Source organism: Rahnella sp. GSA61A (genome assembly GCF_019969905.1).
GTDB lineage: Bacteria > Pseudomonadota > Gammaproteobacteria > Enterobacterales > Enterobacteriaceae > Rahnella > Rahnella aceris.
Window position 1 is genome coordinate 105,242 of the sequence record NZ_JAHXYO010000009.1, and the last position, 16,378, is coordinate 121,619.

A 16,378-nucleotide genomic window follows, 5' to 3' on the forward strand; every position below is an offset into this window, starting at 1 on the left:
CACAGGTAAGTGATTCGGGTGACCGGGCGAAGCCAACGCATCTGCGACACAAAGTATGAAGGGCTTAAGTGAGAATTTTATTATGAACCGCATGGATCGTATCGTTGCATCTTCGTCATCATCACGCGCTGGCTCGTTGCTAAGCACGCACCGGGTGCTGCGTAATACTTATTTCCTGTTAGCACTGACTTTGGGCGTATCCGCGATTACTGCGACAGCAAGTACGGTTCTGAGATTGCCGTCCCCCGGTTTTCTGCTGACCATCGTTGGCTTCTATGGCCTGATGTTCCTGACCTACCGCACAGCCAACAGCCCGGCGGGTATTTTATCTGCCTTCGCGCTGACCGGTTTTATGGGGTATACGCTGGGGCCACTGCTGAGTTCGCTGCTTTCCGTCGGTGCCGGTGACATTATTATGCTGGCACTGGGCGGCACTGCGCTGGTGTTCTTCTGCTGTTCAGCCTATGTGCTGACCACGCGCAAAGATATGTCGTTCCTGTCCGGGATGATGATGGCTGGTTTTGTGGTGCTACTGGTGGCGGTTATCGCTAACCTGTTCCTGCAAATTCCTGCGCTGTCACTGGCGATCAGTTGCCTGTTTATTTTGTTCTCCGCAGGCGCAATCCTGTGGGAAACCAGCAATATTATTCATGGCGGCGAAACCAACTATATTCGGGCGACCGTCAGCCTGTATGTCTCGCTGTACAACATTTTTGTCAGCCTGCTGAGCATTCTGGGCCTGTCATCACGTAACTGATAAAGCCTGAAGTGGATCGAAGCCCCGCCTGCGTGCGGGGCTTTTTATTTTGTCTGACCGGCGTTTTTGCTAAACTAACTGCCGCATTTTTACAGGTTTGAGGTTGTATGCTGGAGTTTGAAGGTCAGGTTATTGAAACCGACGCTCAGGGTTACCTGAAAAACAGTCAGGAGTGGCAGGAAGGCATGGCGCCGCTGCTGGCGGAAGAAGAAGGGATCGTTCTGACTGACGCCCACTGGGAAGTCGTGCGGTTTGTGCGCGAGTTTTACCTCGAATTCAATACTTCTCCCGCCGTACGCATGCTGGTGAAAGCAATGGCGCAGAAATATGGCGAAGAGAAAGGCAACAGCCGCTATCTGTTCCGGCTGTTCCCGAAAGGTCCGGCCAAACAGGCAACCAAAATTGCGGGCCTGCCGAAACCGGTGAAGTGCTTGTGAAAGATTTCAGTATTTGATTTTAAAATCGCTGTAATTGCCAGGCGCGGTCGGTTCACTCAGTACGCGATCAACGCGTGCATGTTTCGGCCCGCCCTGCTTTAGCCAGGCTAGCAACTGATCTACTTTCTCCTGCTCTCCGCACGCCACCACTTCGACGCTGCCATCCTCAAGATTTTTCGCGTAACCGGTCAGACCGAGACCGGTGGCCTGATGCTGGGTCGCAAAACGAAAACCGACGCCCTGCACCATGCCGTACACATAGGCGGCTATACTGACTGTTGCCATAATATTCTCTCCGTTAGCGGTATGGTTCGTTGCAATTTGACCTGCATGACCGGACAATGTCGCTCTTTTTTGTCTCCGAACCGACAGAACCTAATTTTATGACTGCACGTTTAATTCTGGCCAAAGGCCGTGAAAAATCACTTCTTCGTCGCCACCCGTGGGTGTTTTCCGGCGCGGTTTCACGCATCGAAGGTAAAGCCAATTCCGGCGAGACTATAGATATTGTAGACAGTCAGGGAAAATGGCTGGCGCGCGGCGCCTATTCGCCGTCCTCGCAGATCCGTGCGCGCGTCTGGACATTCAAACAAGATGAAGACATTGATATCGCGTTCTTCATCCGCCGTTTACAACAGGCGCAGAGCTGGCGCGATTATATCGCTAAGCGCGACGGACTGGACGGTTACCGCCTGATTGCTGGGGAATCCGACTGCCTGCCAGGTATCACTATCGACCGCTTCCAGAATTTCCTGGTGCTGCAATTGCTGTCAGCCGGTGCGGAATATCAGCGTGCCCCGCTGATTGCTGCACTGCAACATTGCTATCCGGAATGTGCAATCTGGGATCGTTCCGACGTGGCCGTGCGTAAAAAAGAAGGGCTGGAACTGGCTCAGGGACACGTATTTGGCGACGAGCCTCCTGCCTTGTTGCCGATTCAGGAACACGGAATGAGCCTGCTGGTGGATATTAAAGAAGGTCACAAAACCGGTTTCTACCTTGACCAGCGTGACAGCCGCCTTGCCGCACGTAATTATGCCGCAGGCCGCAACGTTCTGAACTGTTTCTCTTATACCGGCGCTTTCGCGGTGTCTGCGCTGATGGGCGGCTGTACAAAAGTCACCAACGTGGATACCTCCCAGGCAGCGCTCGACGTGGCCCGTCAGAACGTTGAACTGAATAAACTGGATCTCTCGAAAGCAGAATTCGTGCGTGAAGACGTGTTCCAGCTGCTGCGCAAATACCGCACCGAAGGCCAGCAGTTCGATATGATCGTGATGGATCCGCCGAAATTCGTTGAGAACAAAAACCAGCTGGCAAGCGCCTGCCGTGGTTACAAAGACATTAATATGCTGGCGTTGCAACTGTTACGTCCGGGGGGGATTCTGCTGAGTTTCTCCTGCTCCGGATTGTTGCCAACGGATTTATTCCAGAAAATTCTGGCTGATGCGGCGCTGGATGCCGGTCGTGAGATCCAGTTCGTCGAGCAGTTCCGTCAGGCAGCCGACCATCCGGTGACCGGCGCTTACCCTGAAGGCCTATATCTGAAAGGGTTCGCCTGCCTGGTAATGAACTGACAAAATAAGCACGGTGTGCTGTTGCGGCGGCACGCCCGCGAATTTTAAGCAGATTACGTGGTCAAAACTTGAAATAGCCCGTTTTATCTCCATATAGAGATTAATGAATTATTTTTGGGAGGTGACTATGATTGCCAGTAAATACGGTATCGGACAGCAGGTCCGCCACAGAATGTTAGGTTATCTGGGTGTGGTTATTGATGTTGATGCACAATATTCGCTCGATAAGCCTGACGTCAATGATGTCGTTGCTGATGATTCAATGCGTACCGCTCCCTGGTACCATGTCGTGATGGAAGATGAAGAAGGTCAGCCGGTTCACACTTACCTGGCTGAAATTCAGATCGATCATGAAGCGGCACGTTCGCATCCTGAACAAGCCTCGCTGGATGACCTGGCAGCCTCAATCCGTAACCAGTTACAGGCACCACGACTGCGTAACTGAGCATGATGGCTTTTTCCTGACAAGATGAAAGATAAAAACCGGCGCAGTAGCCGGTTTTTTTACGGGCAGGATCCGCAGACGTTTACTTTTCCATGCCCAGTCGCGGAATTTCAATTTTCGGGCAGCGATCCATCACCACCTTCAGCCCGGCCTCTTTTGCCAGCACAGCAGCCTGTTCATTAATGACGCCCAGTTGCAACCACAACACGTTCGCCTTAATCGCAATCGCTTCCTGCGCCACGCCATAAGCGGCATCCGCATTACGGAACACGTCCACCATATCTACCGGATGGGGGATTTCTGCCAGAGAACCATAAGCTTTCTGGCCGAGCAGTTCCTGCCCCGCCAGCTTCGGACTGACCGGGATCACCTCAAAGCCCTGAGAAAGTAAATACGCCATGACGCCGTAACTTGGTCGGCCGGGATTATCACTGGCTCCCACCAGCGCGATGGTTTTCACTTCTTCAAGAATCTTGCGGATATCATTGTCTTGCACGGGTTTATCTCCTTTGGCCTGTATGCATTAAGTGTAACGCAGCCTGACCATTTCGACAGTCTGTACGTGAAAAAGAGCCGCTGCAGGATCACGTCGGTGGGAAATTAAAACATTTTGTAAAACTTTGACACACAATCGTCATTCCTGAATAATAGAGGATGAGCAACGTTGTATCTGAGGAGAGAGGAATGAAAATCTGTCATGCGCTGGTCGCATTAGCGAGTCTCAGCCTGATGGTGTCAGCTTCAGCGACCTCACTTAAATTGTCCCCCGATGTCGATGTTCTGGTAATCGATGGCAAACAGATGTCTGGCGCAATCCTTAAAGGTGCAGACAGCCTCGAACTCGATGGCGGTCAGCACCAGATTCTGTTTCAGGTCAGCAAAAATGTCCGTTCCGTCACTCAACAGGCACCGATAATCTACCATTCGCCTGCCCTTATCGTGACCTTCAATGCTAAAAGTAATCGTTCCGTTTCTTTCGTTCTGCCAAAACTGAGCAACGACAATGAAACGACACAATTTAGCCAGCAGATGAATTATCAGCTCATTGATGAACAAGGCCGTCAGATACCGACACAACGTGACGTCCTGAATATGTTTAATCCCGGGCATACTGCCGACGCTGAAAAATTAATGATGACTTATAATTTGTCGGGCGCACGTGCGGCGGTTCCTTCATTCGCCAAAGGCAGCACGGATAAAAAATCTGCGTTAGCCACCGACGCAACATCTCAAATTTCTATCGTTTATCTTCATCCGTTGTGGACACGTCTGGCCGCGAATGCTGGCTTTGAGCGGTTGTTACTCTGGTTAAAACTGCCGGATAATCAGGAACGCGCGTCATAACTTAATCTGCATCACGCATTCCTCCTTCTTAACGGCGAATTATTCCCCCTGAGCTATGCAGTAAAACGGAGTTTCAGTATTCTGTGATCCACTTTTACTTTCGCGTTGAAGGGAATTAGATGGAATACACGACCCGCACGATCGCAAAACAAAAACATATAGCCCTGGTCGCGCATGACCACTGCAAAAGTACCCTGCTGAAATGGGTTGATAAAAACGTTGCTGAGCTTTCGCAGCATATCCTGTATGCCACCGGCACGACGGGTAACCTGGTTCAGCGTAATACCGGGATTAATGTCAAAAGCATGCTAAGCGGGCCGATGGGCGGCGACCAGCAAGTGGGCGCGCTGATTGCCGAAGGCAAAATCGATATGCTGATTTTCCTCTGGGATCCGCTCAATGCCGTTCCGCATGATCCGGATGTGAAAGCCCTGCTGCGCCTGGCGACCGTATGGAACATCCCGGTGGCAACCAATCTGTCTACTGCTGACTTCCTGATCCAGTCTCCGTTGTTCCAGTCTGAAGTCGAAATCACTATTCCTGACTACCAGCACTATCTGTGGTCACGCCTGAAAGAATAATGATTCAATAGGCTGATTTTTAAAAGTAAAAAGCCCGGCGATTGCCGGGCTTTTTATTGATCTTATCTATGGTTTTCGCTGGACCGGTACACCGATATCTTCAAGCTGTTCTACGAAGACGGAAGGACGTTCTTTATCCTGCAGCAACCAGACCTGATGCTTCGCACGCGTCATCGCCACATACAATAAACGCCGCTCTTCGGCATCCAGAAAGTTTTCCGGTTCAGGCAATAACACTTCCTCCAGCAAAGATTCCCGCGCGGGCGCAGGGAAACCGTCATTGCCATCATGCAATCCGACGATAATCACGTATTCAGCCTGTTGTCCTTTACTGGCATGAATCGTCATGAAATCAAGATTAAGCTTTGGCCAGCGGGTCGCGGCTTTCTCCAGAATTTGCGGTCGAAGATGGTGATAACGCGCCAGCACCAGAATATGTTCATCAACGGTGACATAGCCGCTAAGTTTATCCAGCAATTTTTCCATCTGGTCCTCAGGCAGTATCACGACATTTTTCTTGTTGCCTTTGGTCAGACTGTTCAGCGGCTTCTTCAACTGATAAGGGTTTTGCTGCACAAACTTATTGGCAATTTCACCGATGCGGTCATTGAACCGGTAAGTCGTATCCAGTGCGCATTGCGCTCCTTCGCCAAAATTGTCAGCAAACGCCGTGGTCAGGGACAACTCCGCACCGCTGAAACGGTAAATCGCCTGCCAGTCGTCCCCCACAGCAAACAAACTGGTATGTTTGTTAAGTTTACGCAAGGCAGAAAGCAGCAGTGCACGCTGGGGGGAAATGTCCTGGAATTCATCCACCAGAATATGCTTCCACGGGCTGACAAAACGCCCTTTTTCCAGAATATTGACTGCCTGATGGATAAGCCCGGAAAAGTCCACTGCGCCCTCTTCTTTCAGTGCCGTTTTCCAGGCTTTCATCAGCGGTGCCATCAGACGAATACGCTTTGTAAACAGATCTTTGACGTCTTCCGGCGCGCTTTCGATCATCTCCGCCTGACTGCCACCGTGCATACGCATCAGGCTGAGCCAGCGTTCAAGGCGGCTTCCGAGGCGCTCCGCCAGCGATTTATTTTTCCAGTAATCACCCTCAGGAACGGTCCATTCCAGTTCGTCTGTCATCCATTGCCGCCAGCCGCTGGCCTGCACTTTTTTCTCTGCACACTGCTGCTGCCATGTCTTAATCAGTAAGCTGCGCCGGGCTTTCGAATCGGTTTCAAGTTTGCTGATTTTGGGGGCTTTTTTGCTGCCTTCCTGGATAATCTGCAAAGCGAGCGCATGAAATGTCTTGGCCTTGATGCCTTCAGTATGCAAACGCTCTTTGATACGCCCGTTCATTTCATCCGCTGCCTGACGACCAAAGGCCAGCAACAGAATTTGTTCAGGATGCGCTTCCTGACGGCGCAACAGCCAGCCCGCGCGCGCCACCAGCACCGACGTTTTACCACTGCCCGCGCCAGCCAGCACCAGCACCGCGTCTTCACCGTTCACGACAGCGCGGCATTGGCTGTCATTGAGCGGCGACACTTCAACGGTATCAAAAAAGTCACGGTTATCAGCAATCACCCTGTCAGTCCAAGCCAGATTGCGCCGGTCGACACTGCGTTTACCCTGCTCAAGCCAGCGCAGACAGGTCTGATAATCTTCCCGACAATTATCAAATTCAGTAAGACGTTCAACAGGCACCGGGATCGCAGAAAATGCCTCAGTAATGTCTTTCTGCACATCCGCCAGATCAATGCGTTTGAACCATTTGTCTTGCTGTTCAATCTGGGTAATTTTTTCAACCTGCCCGCGCAATACTCCGGCGCTGACCTCGCTCATCTCGAGACTCCAGGTCTGCCAGATATTGAGCAGGTATTGATAAAAACGCTGTGTTTCCTGCCATTCGGTGCCGTGCAGCCGGACCACTTTTTGCTCCGGCAATTCAAATTCAAGCTCCCCCCAGACGATGCCACGTTTGCAGCGAATCTGAATAAGCTGATTAAAAGGGATCAGATAGTGATGTTTATCGCCGCTGACTTCCACGCCGGCATTAAGCAGACGCACCCGGTTATAAGGGTGCTGCGCCAGATGTTTCCCGAATGAGGTCGATTTCAGTTCCATATCATCACACCGTGTTTTTCTTTAATTCCTGACATTTTACATGCAAGAGCATTTAAGAGTTTACCTTTGATAAGCGCAGGCGATCCACGCTCCAAAACAGAGTAGAATAAGAGGTATGTTTGCGTTATGTGAACACGAAATTTATCAACTTTTTAACCTCTTCGGGAAGAGCTGCCATGCGTACCGTACTCAATATTCTTAACTTTGTTTTAGGTGGTTTTTTCACCACGCTTGCCTGGCTGCTTGCTACGCTGGTCAGTATCGTGCTGATCTTTACTCTGCCCCTCACCCGTTCTTGCTGGGAAATCACCCGTCTTTCACTGCTGCCATTTGGCAATGAAGCCGTACATGTCGATGACCTGTATCCGGAAAAACGCAGCGCGTTGCTATCCGGCGGAGGTACTCTGTTGAATATCTTCTGGTTTATTTTTTTCGGCTGGTGGTTATGCTTGTCGCATATCGTTGCCGGTATCGCGCAATGTATCAGCATAATCGGTATTCCGGTGGGCATTGCGAACTTTAAAATTGCTGCCATTGCACTCTGGCCGGTAGGACGCAGGGTCGTTTCCGTCGAGCTGGCAAAGCAAGTTCGTGAAGCTAATGCAAGCCGTCAGAGAGAAAACGGACGCATTCGCTGATTGCGATGTTTCAACATTTTTGAATTTTAAGGTGGGTTTTTCGTGCTTTCTATTGCACCCGGTTTACGGCGCTATGCCTATAACAGCAATATTCTTTATCACATCAGGATTTTCATTGCGCTGACAGGGGCTGCGGCATTGCCATGGTGGTTGGGTCAGTTCACGCTGACAATCCCCCTTACACTCGGTGTGGTTGCTGCGGCTCTTGCCGATCTTGATGATCGTCTCGCTGGCCGTCTGCGCAATTTGCTGATTACTCTGGTCTGTTTTTTTATTGCTTCAGCATCCATAGAATTACTCTTCCCCTATCCGTGGCTTTTTGCGCCCGGGCTGATGATTTCAACCTGCGGATTCATCCTGCTGGGGGCCCTGGGGCAGCGTTATGCCACGATTGCCTTCGGCGCGTTGCTGATCGCCATATATACGATGCTTGGCACCAGCATGTATCACATCTGGTATCAGCAACCGCTGATCCTGCTTGCGGGTGCTATCTGGTATAACCTGCTGACGCTGGCTGGCCATATTATTTTCCCCATCCGTCCGTTACAGGATCAGATCTCACGCTGTTTCACGCAACTGGCGGCTTATCTTGAAGCCAAAGCAACGTTGTTTGATCCCGATCAGGAAGATAACAACCAGCAACTGGTCGAGCTGGCCATGGCCAACGGTCAACTGGTCTCCACACTGAACCAAACAAAAAATACGCTACAGACCCGGCTGAAAGGAGATCGTGGCCAGAAAGGGACCCGCCGGACATTACATTATTATTTTGTGGTGCAGGATATTCATGAGCGCGCCAGCTCGTCCCACGTGCAGTACCTCAAACTCAGTGAACAATTTCATCACAGTGATATTCTGTTCCGCTTTCAGCGCCTGATGAGCATGCAGGCGCGGGCCTGTTTACAGCTGTCACAATGCATTCTTTATCGCCAGCAATATACCCACAACAGCCAGTTCGAACGGGCGTTTTCCCGGCTGGAAGAAGCCCTCAAACGTCTGGAATCTCATCACGAACACCGTGAGACATTACAGGCGTTACGCCATCTTTTACGCAATCTGCATGCGATTGACGCGCAACTGGCAAATATCGAGTCGGAGCAGTCTCTGCCGGAAAACCAGACCGGCAAAAGCCCGTTTGCGGAAGACCGTCTGACTGGCCTTGATGATATCTGGCTGCGCATTTCCCGCCATTTTACGCCGCAATCGGTGTTGTTCCGTCATGCAATTCGTATGTCTGTCGTGCTCTTTGTAGGCTACGTTTTCATTCAGGTCAGCGGCTTAAATCACGGCTACTGGATCTTGCTCACCAGTCTTTTTGTCTGTCAACCAAACTACAGTGCGACCCGCCGGAGGTTAGCTCTGAGGATAATCGGAACACTCGCCGGTATTGCTCTCGGGATCCCTATCTTGTATTTCGTTCCGTCCGTTGACGGGCAAATGATTCTGATCGTCATCAGCGGGTTATTGTTCTTTGCGTTCCGCACAGTGCAATACGCGCAGGCCACAATGTTCATCACCCTTCTGGTGTTGTTATGCTTCAATTTGTTAGGCGAAGGATTTGAAGTCGCTATCCCGAGAGTAATCGATACGCTGATTGGTTGTGGTATCGCCTGGGCGGCAGTGACCTTTATATGGCCCGACTGGAAATTCAGGCAACTTGATAAGGTGGTCAGAAAAACGTTCGATGCTAATTGCCGTTATCTTGATGCTATTCTGGTGCAGTACCATCAGGGGAAAGACAACAGTCTCGAGTACCGTCTGGCCCGCCGTGATGCGCATAATTGCGATGCCGAACTGGCGTCCGTGGTGTCGAACATGAGCTCTGAGAGAAATAACGAACCGGCGACACTCGAAGCGGCGTTTCGCCTGTTATGCCTCAATCATACTATGCTGAGCTACATTTCAGCGCTGGGTGCCCATCGCGAAAAACTCAATGATGCCGAAACCCTGAGGTTGCTGGATGATGCAGCATGCTGCGTTGACGGCGCTTTGCATCATCTGCCTTCTGAAGCAGAACGCATCCAACACGCGCTCGGTGAACTCACTGCACGTATTCAGATGCGTACAACGGATATCGACAGTAAAGAGCAGCTCGTGCTTCAGCAAATTGGATTACTGGTGGCTCATTTGCCTGAGCTCACCAGTCTTAATACTAAGATCCTGCCGGCACAAAATCGGCTCTAGTTGCAGATAACTTACGCAAACTTAGTGCACAACCGTTGATAGCTGCTCTTGGTGATGGTTAAACCAGTGAGTTAATGACTCTCTGGATTCCATCGGCAAAGCGGCTTCATGGAAGCCCAAAATTGCCCCTTCGAGTGCCATCAGTAAATTAATCCCTAAATTCTTTTTTTTAATGGCACACAGTTTGAGGTAGGTATGGCAGGCCCCCTGTAACCGCAAGTCCCCCGAGTTCTCAATGCCGACTTGCCAGAGCATCCTTTCTAGCGCCAGCGAGAGATTGGGTAAATCTTTCAATCGGACCGCTTCGTTGTTTTTTTTCAGCTCTATATCCCGCAACATCCCTTGCAACGATAATCTGCCCAGCTCGCACAGTGCCTGGTGATCACTCCATTGCCGGGCACTCACTTTGAAATAACGCAACTGCACATCCATGCCTCGCTTGCGATAGGTCAGCCTCTCCATCTTTTTGCGGCGAAAATGAGTTTCGGTTTCTCCGGTCGCTCGCAGATAGAGTTCACCATCAGAAACCAGGGCGAACATGACGCGGTCAGCGGACAAGCTCATCCCCCCAAATTGGGTGCGGGAACGAATATTGCCCAACGGGGCAAAAATCTCCAGACACTCAAGCACTCGTTTTTTTGATTTGTTTATCATTGCGTTATCCTTTTCACGTTAATCCCTTGCTTCCATTTTGAGTTACCAAAACAGCTAAAAGCAAAATACGCAATCTTATGAACTCCAACAAACATAAAATGCCGTTACAGCCTGTTGCCTTCAAAATTTGCGAGATATCTTGGAAAAATTGGGTTGATCTTTGCTCACCGCCAGAGTACTGTACATACATACAGTAACTCACTGGAGTACATCATTATGCGAACTCAACACCATACAAATCATCATTTTAGTCAGCTTGCTTTGCCCGTCACTCCGTCACAGGTAAATACGTCTGCATCCTTGAATAATGGTCTGATCACTGAGTTCGTCTATAGTGCGAGCCAACCTGCTTTTGCGCAGTTATTACTGCCCTTACTGCAACACCTGGGTATGCAGTCTCGCTGGTTGTTGTGGCTCACACCTCAACAAAAACTGAGCCGTCATTGGTTATCTCAGTCAGGTCTGCCGGTGGATAAGATGGTGCAAGTTAATCAAATTACGGCGATGTCGACGGTAGATGCGATGGAGAAAGCCTTGCAGACGGGTAACTACAGTGTCGTGTTGGGATGGCTTCCGGATTTGAGTGATACTGAGAGGGAAAGATTGCAAATTGCAGCACGCCAGGGTGGTGCTTACGGCTTCATAATGAGACCGACAAATGAACAGAATTCAGCTTGTGGACATCATTCCACAGTAAAAATTCACTCTTCCGTATACCATTAGTTCAAAATAGGAATCTTCCTATGAAAATAATGCGGAACTTAGTGATTTGTGCTGAATAATGCCTGCAAGCCAGTAAAAACGGGCTTCCGGAATGCAGATTAGTGCCAGATTTTGTCAGCAAATTGCCAAAGCCGTTAAGAAATGTGTCCGTTTTTCCCTTTTTTTCCACGGTGTTAACACATCAAGCTTGTAAGTTTCGCGCCACGTTGTAGACTTTACAACGCCAAGGTTGCTCGATAATGCCAACGTAAAGTGGCAAGTTCTGAAATGAAGCAATAATCTTGGCGTAAGGATTTTAACCAAGGGCTTAAAAAGCTTAAAGCTCAATTGCCTATTTGGATGATAACGAGGCGCAAAATGAAAAAGACAGCTATCGCATTAGCAGTGGCACTGGCAGGTTTCGCTACCGTAGCGCAAGCCGCCCCTAAAGATAACACCTGGTATACCGGTGGTAAATTGGGCTGGTCCCAATACCATGACACTGGTTTCGCAAACGCTTACAACGGTATCGGCAACGGCCCTACCCACGAAAGCCAACTGGGTGCAGGTGCGTTCTTGGGTTACCAAGCGAACCAATACCTGGGCTTTGAAATGGGATATGACTGGCTTGGCCGTATGCCTTACAAAGGCAGCGTAAATAACGGCGCGTTCAAAGCACAAGGCGTTCAGCTGGCTGCTAAACTGAGCTACCCGCTGACTGACGATCTGGACCTGTACACCCGTCTGGGTGGTATGGTTTGGCGTGCAGATGCTAAAGGTAACTTCAACAACGGTGCTAATGGTCGCGTAAGTGATCATGACACTGGTGTTTCTCCACTGGCAGCAGTTGGTGTTGAATACGCAGTAACCAAAAACTGGGCTACCCGTCTGGATTACCAGTGGGTTAACAACATTGGTGACGCGGCTACCGTTGGTGCACGTCCTGATAACGCAATGCTGTCTGTAGGTGTTTCTTACCGTTTCGGTCAAGATGAAGCAGCTGCTCCAGTTGTTGCTCCAGCACCAGCTCCAGCTCCAGTTGTAGAGACTAAGAAATTCACTCTGAAATCTGACGTTCTCTTCAACTTCAACAAAGCGACTCTGAAACCAGAAGGCCAACAGGCTCTGGATCAGCTGTACAGCCAGTTGAGCTCTATCGATCCTAAAGACGGTTCTGTTATCGTTCTGGGTTACACCGACCGTATCGGTTCAGAACAATACAACCAGAAACTGTCTGAGCAACGTGCTCAGAGCGTAGTAGATTACCTGGTATCTAAAGGTATCCCTGCTAACAAGATCTCTGCACAAGGCCAGGGTAAATCTAACCCAGTTACCGGTTCTACCTGTGACTCCGTTAAAGGCCGTGCTGCTCTGATCGACTGCCTGGCACCAGACCGTCGTGTAGAAATCGAAGTTAAAGGCTACAAAGATACTGTTACTCAGCCACAGGCTTAATAACACGCTTTAGCTACAGATACTAAAAACCCCGCCATGGCGGGGTTTTTTTTATGCCTTCGGTCAGAGCAAATAGCTGACTCCCTGAGACGCGAAAGCAAATCTATCCAATATCTTTCTTGCCGAGTATTTGTTCTAAATCTTCTTTCAATGAAGACATCTGATTCGCGTATTTCTCTTTACGCTCGGCATCTTCAAGCAGCTGAATGATTGTGTCAGAAAGCGTGACACCACGCCTTTGTGCCAATCCCGCTAAACGCTGCCAGACCAGAAATTCTAAATCGATAGATTTTTTGCGAGTGTGCTGATGCTCTGCATTGAAATGACGCTTACGGCGTGCACGAATCGTTTGCTTAAGACGATTTTCCAGCGCCGGATTCATATTATTAACAATCCAGTCTGACACTTTGACCGGCTCGTTTTCCAGGTTGAGAAGTTGATTCACGGATTCCTGGGCAGCGCTGTTTTCCAAATGGCGGGTGATCCGCTCACCTTCCCGGTGTTTTTTCACCAGATACTTCCATTTCCAACCACTTTCGAGATTTTCCAGTTGCTGATATTTCATCGTGAACTCTTCGGTGACCACGTAACTTTACTAAGCATAACAGCTTTAATTCAATTTTCACCCCAAATAAAACCGCTTATTTTGGTTGTTTTTTGCCCACCTGTACAGCAATGTGCACTAAGACCAATTCCGCTACGACTCTCATTGTATGCAGCCGGATTTATTCTTGTATAATCGCACTTTCCCTTTTTATAGAAAACAGCTAACACATTGACCAATAACCGACTTGACTGGCAGCTTTTACTGCCCGACTCCGCGCCTTACGAGGCAATCTTTGCAACGGCTGCCCAGTTAGCCCCTGTCGATTTTGCAGGAATTCAGCCCCGGCTGGAAAATGGTTTAACGCTGTTTTGTCATCCCCGCTCACGTGTGCGTTTTATGACGCTCAAGGCGCAGGAAAATCGCGAATACTTGTCACGCATTACGCAGGTGGTCAGCGACTTACTACCTGAACCGGCGGAAGTCACGGGTAATCGTTACCATATTGAAGGCAATAAGGTAACGCTGCTGGCGGCGAAGACAGCGGAAGATGCATTCGCGGCGAAATCGACCTGCCAGTATCGTGAATGGGTTGAACCTGAACAGCTGTTCGGGTGCGTGCGCATTTACAAAGACCAGATCCAGCTGGAGCCGGGATTGGTACACCAGGTGAATGGCGGTGTGCTGGTACTTTCCATCCGTACCCTCATCGCGCAGCCTCTGATGTGGTTGCGTCTGAAACAGATGATCACCGAAGGTCAATATCATTGGGTCTCACCAGATGAGACGACACCTTTACCTGTGACAGTCCCTCCGATGCCTTTGGATATTCGCCTGATTCTGGTCGGTGACCGCTTATCGCTTGGTGACCTCAGTGATATGGAGCCAGAGTTGGTGGATTCTTCCATTTATGGTGAATTTGAAGCCGACCTGCCGCTGACGGAAGAAAGCGATATGGAAACCTGGTGTGGTTATGTCAATACGCTGGCTGATGAGCTTGAGATCCCACGCCTGGCCGCTGATGCATGGCCCGAGTTTCTGAAAATGGCCATTCGTCACAGCACCGATCAGGGCAGTCTGACACTCGACCCAGTATGGCTGAACACCCAGCTTAGCGAAGCTGCACTCTATAATGAAGACGAGTTGCTGAGCGTTAAGTCTCTTGAAGCGGCATCCGGTGCACGTGCATGGCGTGAGAGTTATCTCCAGGAGCGTATGCAGGATGAAATCGAACTTGGACAAATTCGCATTGAAACAGAAGGCGAAGTTGTCGGGCAGATTAATGGCCTGTCTGTACTGGAATATCCGGGGCATCCGCGAGCGTTGGGTGAACCTTCCCGAATTAGTTGTGTCGTACATGCCGGCGACGGCGAATTTACAGACGTCGAACGTAAAGCCGAGTTAGGTGGTAATCTGCATGCCAAAGGCATGATGATTATGCAGGCCTTTCTGATTTCCGAGTTAGAACTCGACCAGCCTCTGCCCTTTTCCGCCTCGATTGTATTTGAGCAGTCTTACGGAGAAGTGGACGGCGACAGCGCTTCACTTGCTGAACTCTGCGCACTGATCAGTGCGTTGTCGATGCAGCCGATCAACCAGCAAATTGCGGTCACCGGCTCTGTCGATCAGTTTGGGAATGTGCAACCTATTGGTGGCGTAAACGAGAAAATCGAAGGTTTCTTCGAAGTTTGTCAACGTCGCGGTTTGACCGGTAAACAAGGGGTCATTCTGCCAACCAGCAACGTGCGCAACCTGTGCCTGCATCCGCAGGTTCTGGACGCCGTTCGCGAAGGCCAGTTTCATTTATGGGCAGTTGATAACGCAGCCGAAGCGCTGCCTATCCTGACCGGATTGATTTACACAAACGAAGAAGAAGCTGAAGAAGAGCGTCCGAGTCTGCTGGGATTAATTCAGCAGCGTATTGCGCTGGCGACATCGCAAGGCAGCCCGCGTTATCCGTGGCCTCTTCGCTGGTTGAACTGGTTCAATCGCAGCTGATCGGAGTTGTTCAGCTTACAGCTGTTCGCTAAACTTCGCCCTTCATTAAAATAAGGCTTACATAGAACATGGTAGATAAACGCGATTCCTATACGAAAGAAGACCTCATAGCTTCTGGCCGCAGTGAACTGTTCGGCGCTGGTGGCCCTCCGTTACCATCAGGCAATATGCTGATGATGGATCGTATCGTTAAGATGCAAGAAGACGGCGGCACCCATGGCAAAGGCTATGTTGAAGCTGAATTAGATATCAACCCTGATCTGTGGTTCTTTGGTTGTCACTTTATTGGCGATCCGGTAATGCCTGGTTGTCTGGGTCTGGATGCCATGTGGCAGTTAGTGGGCTTCTATCTGGGCTGGCTCGGTGGCGAAGGCAAAGGCCGCGCACTGGGTGTGGGTGAAGTTAAATTCACCGGTCAGGTTCTGCCAACCGCAAAACTGGTCACCTACCGCCTGAATTTCAAACGTGTTATCAACCGTAAACTGATCATGGGCGTAGCTGATGGTGAAGTGCTGGTTGATGGTGTGGTGATTTACACCGCAACTGATCTGAAAGTGGGTTTGTTCAAAGACGCGGCTGCTTTCTAAGAGAGCCTGTTGCTGAGTCTGATAAAACGGTGAGTCTGATGGGCTCGCCGTTTTTTATGCGTGTTTTTCAGCGAACAGGGATGGTATTTGCCACAAACAAAAACCTCCGCGCACAGCGGAGGTTGTTCCTTATTCTGACAGGGTAGCCGCTTAAGCGGTAACAGCCCTGTCCTCCATGGCTTGTCGCCAACCCCCGAGCCAGTGTGATCGGGCATCTAATGATTGGTACGGACAAATCTCTTTTGAGCGTCCGCCAATACCTGCTTGATATCCACGTGATTGTGCCCGTTCCAGGCGATCGCGTTTTTGTCTCTTCATGCCTTGTATCCCTCATTATTCAGGTCAGGTGGAAAG

Annotated in this window: 18 protein-coding genes; 12 read left to right on the forward strand and 6 right to left on the reverse strand. The window is 50.1% G+C overall.

Going from position 1 to position 16,378, the window contains the following annotated elements; translation table 11 throughout:
- Positions 1–91 precede the first annotated feature (91 nt).
- Positions 92–757: an FtsH protease modulator YccA gene (gene yccA, locus LC431_RS13455; RefSeq protein WP_015689627.1), complete on the forward strand. Its 666-nt coding sequence runs from the start codon at positions 92–94 to the stop codon at positions 755–757.
- Positions 758–864: 107 nt separating this feature from the next.
- A complete protein-coding gene (tusE, locus tag LC431_RS13460; RefSeq protein WP_013574887.1) occupies positions 865–1,194 on the forward strand; it encodes a sulfurtransferase TusE in 330 nt (109 codons plus the stop codon).
- Positions 1,195–1,200: 6 nt separating this feature from the next.
- Here the strand turns inward: tusE and yccX are convergent, their stop codons facing one another.
- Positions 1,201–1,479, reverse strand: a complete 279-nt coding sequence (yccX, locus tag LC431_RS13465; protein WP_013574886.1) for an acylphosphatase — start codon at positions 1,477–1,479, stop codon at positions 1,201–1,203.
- A 98-nt stretch (positions 1,480–1,577) separates the two neighbouring features.
- On the opposite strand from yccX, the gene rlmI reads away from it, so the two are divergent.
- Positions 1,578–2,771, forward strand: a complete 1,194-nt coding sequence (rlmI, locus tag LC431_RS13470) for a 23S rRNA (cytosine(1962)-C(5))-methyltransferase RlmI (protein ID WP_015689626.1) — start codon at positions 1,578–1,580, stop codon at positions 2,769–2,771.
- A 127-nt stretch (positions 2,772–2,898) separates the two neighbouring features.
- Positions 2,899–3,216 carry a heat shock protein HspQ gene (gene hspQ / locus LC431_RS13475; protein WP_013574884.1) on the forward strand — a complete coding sequence of 106 codons (318 nt, stop codon included), beginning with the start codon at positions 2,899–2,901 and terminating at the stop codon, positions 3,214–3,216.
- An 82-nt stretch (positions 3,217–3,298) separates the two neighbouring features.
- On the opposite strand, the gene LC431_RS13480 is transcribed toward hspQ, so the two are convergent.
- On the reverse strand, positions 3,299–3,712 hold the full coding sequence (locus LC431_RS13480) for a CoA-binding protein (RefSeq protein ID WP_013574883.1): 414 nt from the start codon (positions 3,710–3,712) through the stop codon (positions 3,299–3,301).
- A gap of 188 nt (positions 3,713–3,900) precedes the next feature.
- Between LC431_RS13480 and LC431_RS13485 the strand changes: the two genes are divergently transcribed.
- Both LC431_RS13485 and LC431_RS13490 read left to right on the forward strand, forming a co-directional pair.
- Positions 3,901–4,560, forward strand: coding sequence for a DUF2057 family protein (locus LC431_RS13485; RefSeq protein ID WP_037035985.1), 660 nt, complete (start codon positions 3,901–3,903; stop codon positions 4,558–4,560).
- Positions 4,561–4,679: 119 nt separating this feature from the next.
- Complete coding sequence (locus LC431_RS13490) at positions 4,680–5,141, forward strand: methylglyoxal synthase (RefSeq protein WP_223509983.1); 462 nt, start codon at positions 4,680–4,682, stop codon at positions 5,139–5,141.
- 66 nt (positions 5,142–5,207) lie between these two features.
- Here LC431_RS13490 and helD read toward each other — a convergent pair whose 3' ends face one another.
- Entirely contained in the window at positions 5,208–7,262 is a 2,055-nt protein-coding gene (gene helD / locus LC431_RS13495; protein ID WP_121019476.1) for a DNA helicase IV, read from the reverse strand.
- A 176-nt stretch (positions 7,263–7,438) separates the two neighbouring features.
- Here helD and LC431_RS13500 point away from each other — a divergent pair, with 176 nt between their 5' ends.
- Both LC431_RS13500 and yccS read left to right on the forward strand, forming a co-directional pair.
- The gene (locus LC431_RS13500) at positions 7,439–7,900 is read left to right on the forward strand and encodes a YccF domain-containing protein (protein WP_013574879.1); all 462 of its coding nucleotides are present in this window, start codon (positions 7,439–7,441) and stop codon (positions 7,898–7,900) included.
- Between the two features lie 42 nt (positions 7,901–7,942).
- Positions 7,943–10,084 (forward strand): YccS family putative transporter, encoded by a 2,142-nt coding sequence (gene yccS, locus LC431_RS13505; RefSeq protein ID WP_013574878.1) that lies wholly within the window; start codon positions 7,943–7,945, stop codon positions 10,082–10,084.
- Between the two features lie 21 nt (positions 10,085–10,105).
- Here the strand turns inward: yccS and LC431_RS13510 are convergent, their stop codons facing one another.
- Positions 10,106–10,738, reverse strand: coding sequence for a TfoX/Sxy family DNA transformation protein (locus tag LC431_RS13510; protein ID WP_013574877.1), 633 nt, complete (start codon positions 10,736–10,738; stop codon positions 10,106–10,108).
- 216 nt (positions 10,739–10,954) lie between these two features.
- Between LC431_RS13510 and sulA the strand changes: the two genes are divergently transcribed.
- Both sulA and ompA read left to right on the forward strand, forming a co-directional pair.
- Entirely contained in the window at positions 10,955–11,461 is a 507-nt protein-coding gene (sulA, locus tag LC431_RS13515; protein ID WP_013574876.1) for an SOS-induced cell division inhibitor SulA, read from the forward strand.
- A 357-nt stretch (positions 11,462–11,818) separates the two neighbouring features.
- Positions 11,819–12,895, forward strand: a complete 1,077-nt coding sequence (ompA, locus tag LC431_RS13520; RefSeq protein ID WP_013574875.1) for a porin OmpA — start codon at positions 11,819–11,821, stop codon at positions 12,893–12,895.
- A 103-nt stretch (positions 12,896–12,998) separates the two neighbouring features.
- Here the strand turns inward: ompA and matP are convergent, their stop codons facing one another.
- Positions 12,999–13,460 carry a macrodomain Ter protein MatP gene (gene matP / locus LC431_RS13525; RefSeq protein ID WP_037035996.1) on the reverse strand — a complete coding sequence of 154 codons (462 nt, stop codon included), beginning with the start codon at positions 13,458–13,460 and terminating at the stop codon, positions 12,999–13,001.
- Between the two features lie 210 nt (positions 13,461–13,670).
- On the opposite strand from matP, the gene LC431_RS13530 reads away from it, so the two are divergent.
- Together LC431_RS13530 and fabA are read left to right on the forward strand one after the other, a co-directional pair.
- Complete coding sequence (locus LC431_RS13530; protein ID WP_013574873.1) at positions 13,671–15,437, forward strand: Lon protease family protein; 1,767 nt, start codon at positions 13,671–13,673, stop codon at positions 15,435–15,437.
- 68 nt (positions 15,438–15,505) lie between these two features.
- Complete coding sequence (gene fabA / locus LC431_RS13535; protein ID WP_119261438.1) at positions 15,506–16,024, forward strand: bifunctional 3-hydroxydecanoyl-ACP dehydratase/trans-2-decenoyl-ACP isomerase; 519 nt, start codon at positions 15,506–15,508, stop codon at positions 16,022–16,024.
- A gap of 150 nt (positions 16,025–16,174) precedes the next feature.
- Here the strand turns inward: fabA and rmf are convergent, their stop codons facing one another.
- Complete coding sequence (gene rmf / locus LC431_RS13540; protein ID WP_013574871.1) at positions 16,175–16,342, reverse strand: ribosome modulation factor; 168 nt, start codon at positions 16,340–16,342, stop codon at positions 16,175–16,177.
- Between the last annotated feature and the right edge of the window lie 36 nt (positions 16,343–16,378).

Bases quoted from the DNA above. Each gene is read 5' to 3' on its own strand.
- yccA (WP_015689627.1), top strand. From the start codon at position 92: ATGGATCGTATCGTTGCATCTTCGTCATCATCACGCGCTGGCTCGTTG.
- tusE (WP_013574887.1), top strand. From the start codon at position 865: ATGCTGGAGTTTGAAGGTCAGGTTATTGAAACCGACGCTCAGGGTTAC.
- yccX (WP_013574886.1), bottom strand. From the start codon at position 1,479: ATGGCAACAGTCAGTATAGCCGCCTATGTGTACGGCATGGTGCAGGGC.
- rlmI (WP_015689626.1), top strand. From the start codon at position 1,578: ATGACTGCACGTTTAATTCTGGCCAAAGGCCGTGAAAAATCACTTCTT.
- hspQ (WP_013574884.1), top strand. From the start codon at position 2,899: ATGATTGCCAGTAAATACGGTATCGGACAGCAGGTCCGCCACAGAATG.
- LC431_RS13485 (WP_037035985.1), top strand. From the start codon at position 3,901: ATGAAAATCTGTCATGCGCTGGTCGCATTAGCGAGTCTCAGCCTGATG.
- LC431_RS13490 (WP_223509983.1), top strand. From the start codon at position 4,680: ATGGAATACACGACCCGCACGATCGCAAAACAAAAACATATAGCCCTG.
- helD (WP_121019476.1), bottom strand. From the start codon at position 7,262: ATGGAACTGAAATCGACCTCATTCGGGAAACATCTGGCGCAGCACCCT.
- LC431_RS13500 (WP_013574879.1), top strand. From the start codon at position 7,439: ATGCGTACCGTACTCAATATTCTTAACTTTGTTTTAGGTGGTTTTTTC.
- LC431_RS13510 (WP_013574877.1), bottom strand. From the start codon at position 10,738: ATGATAAACAAATCAAAAAAACGAGTGCTTGAGTGTCTGGAGATTTTT.
- sulA (WP_013574876.1), top strand. From the start codon at position 10,955: ATGCGAACTCAACACCATACAAATCATCATTTTAGTCAGCTTGCTTTG.
- ompA (WP_013574875.1), top strand. From the start codon at position 11,819: ATGAAAAAGACAGCTATCGCATTAGCAGTGGCACTGGCAGGTTTCGCT.
- matP (WP_037035996.1), bottom strand. From the start codon at position 13,460: ATGAAATATCAGCAACTGGAAAATCTCGAAAGTGGTTGGAAATGGAAG.
- fabA (WP_119261438.1), top strand. From the start codon at position 15,506: ATGGTAGATAAACGCGATTCCTATACGAAAGAAGACCTCATAGCTTCT.
- rmf (WP_013574871.1), bottom strand. From the start codon at position 16,342: ATGAAGAGACAAAAACGCGATCGCCTGGAACGGGCACAATCACGTGGA.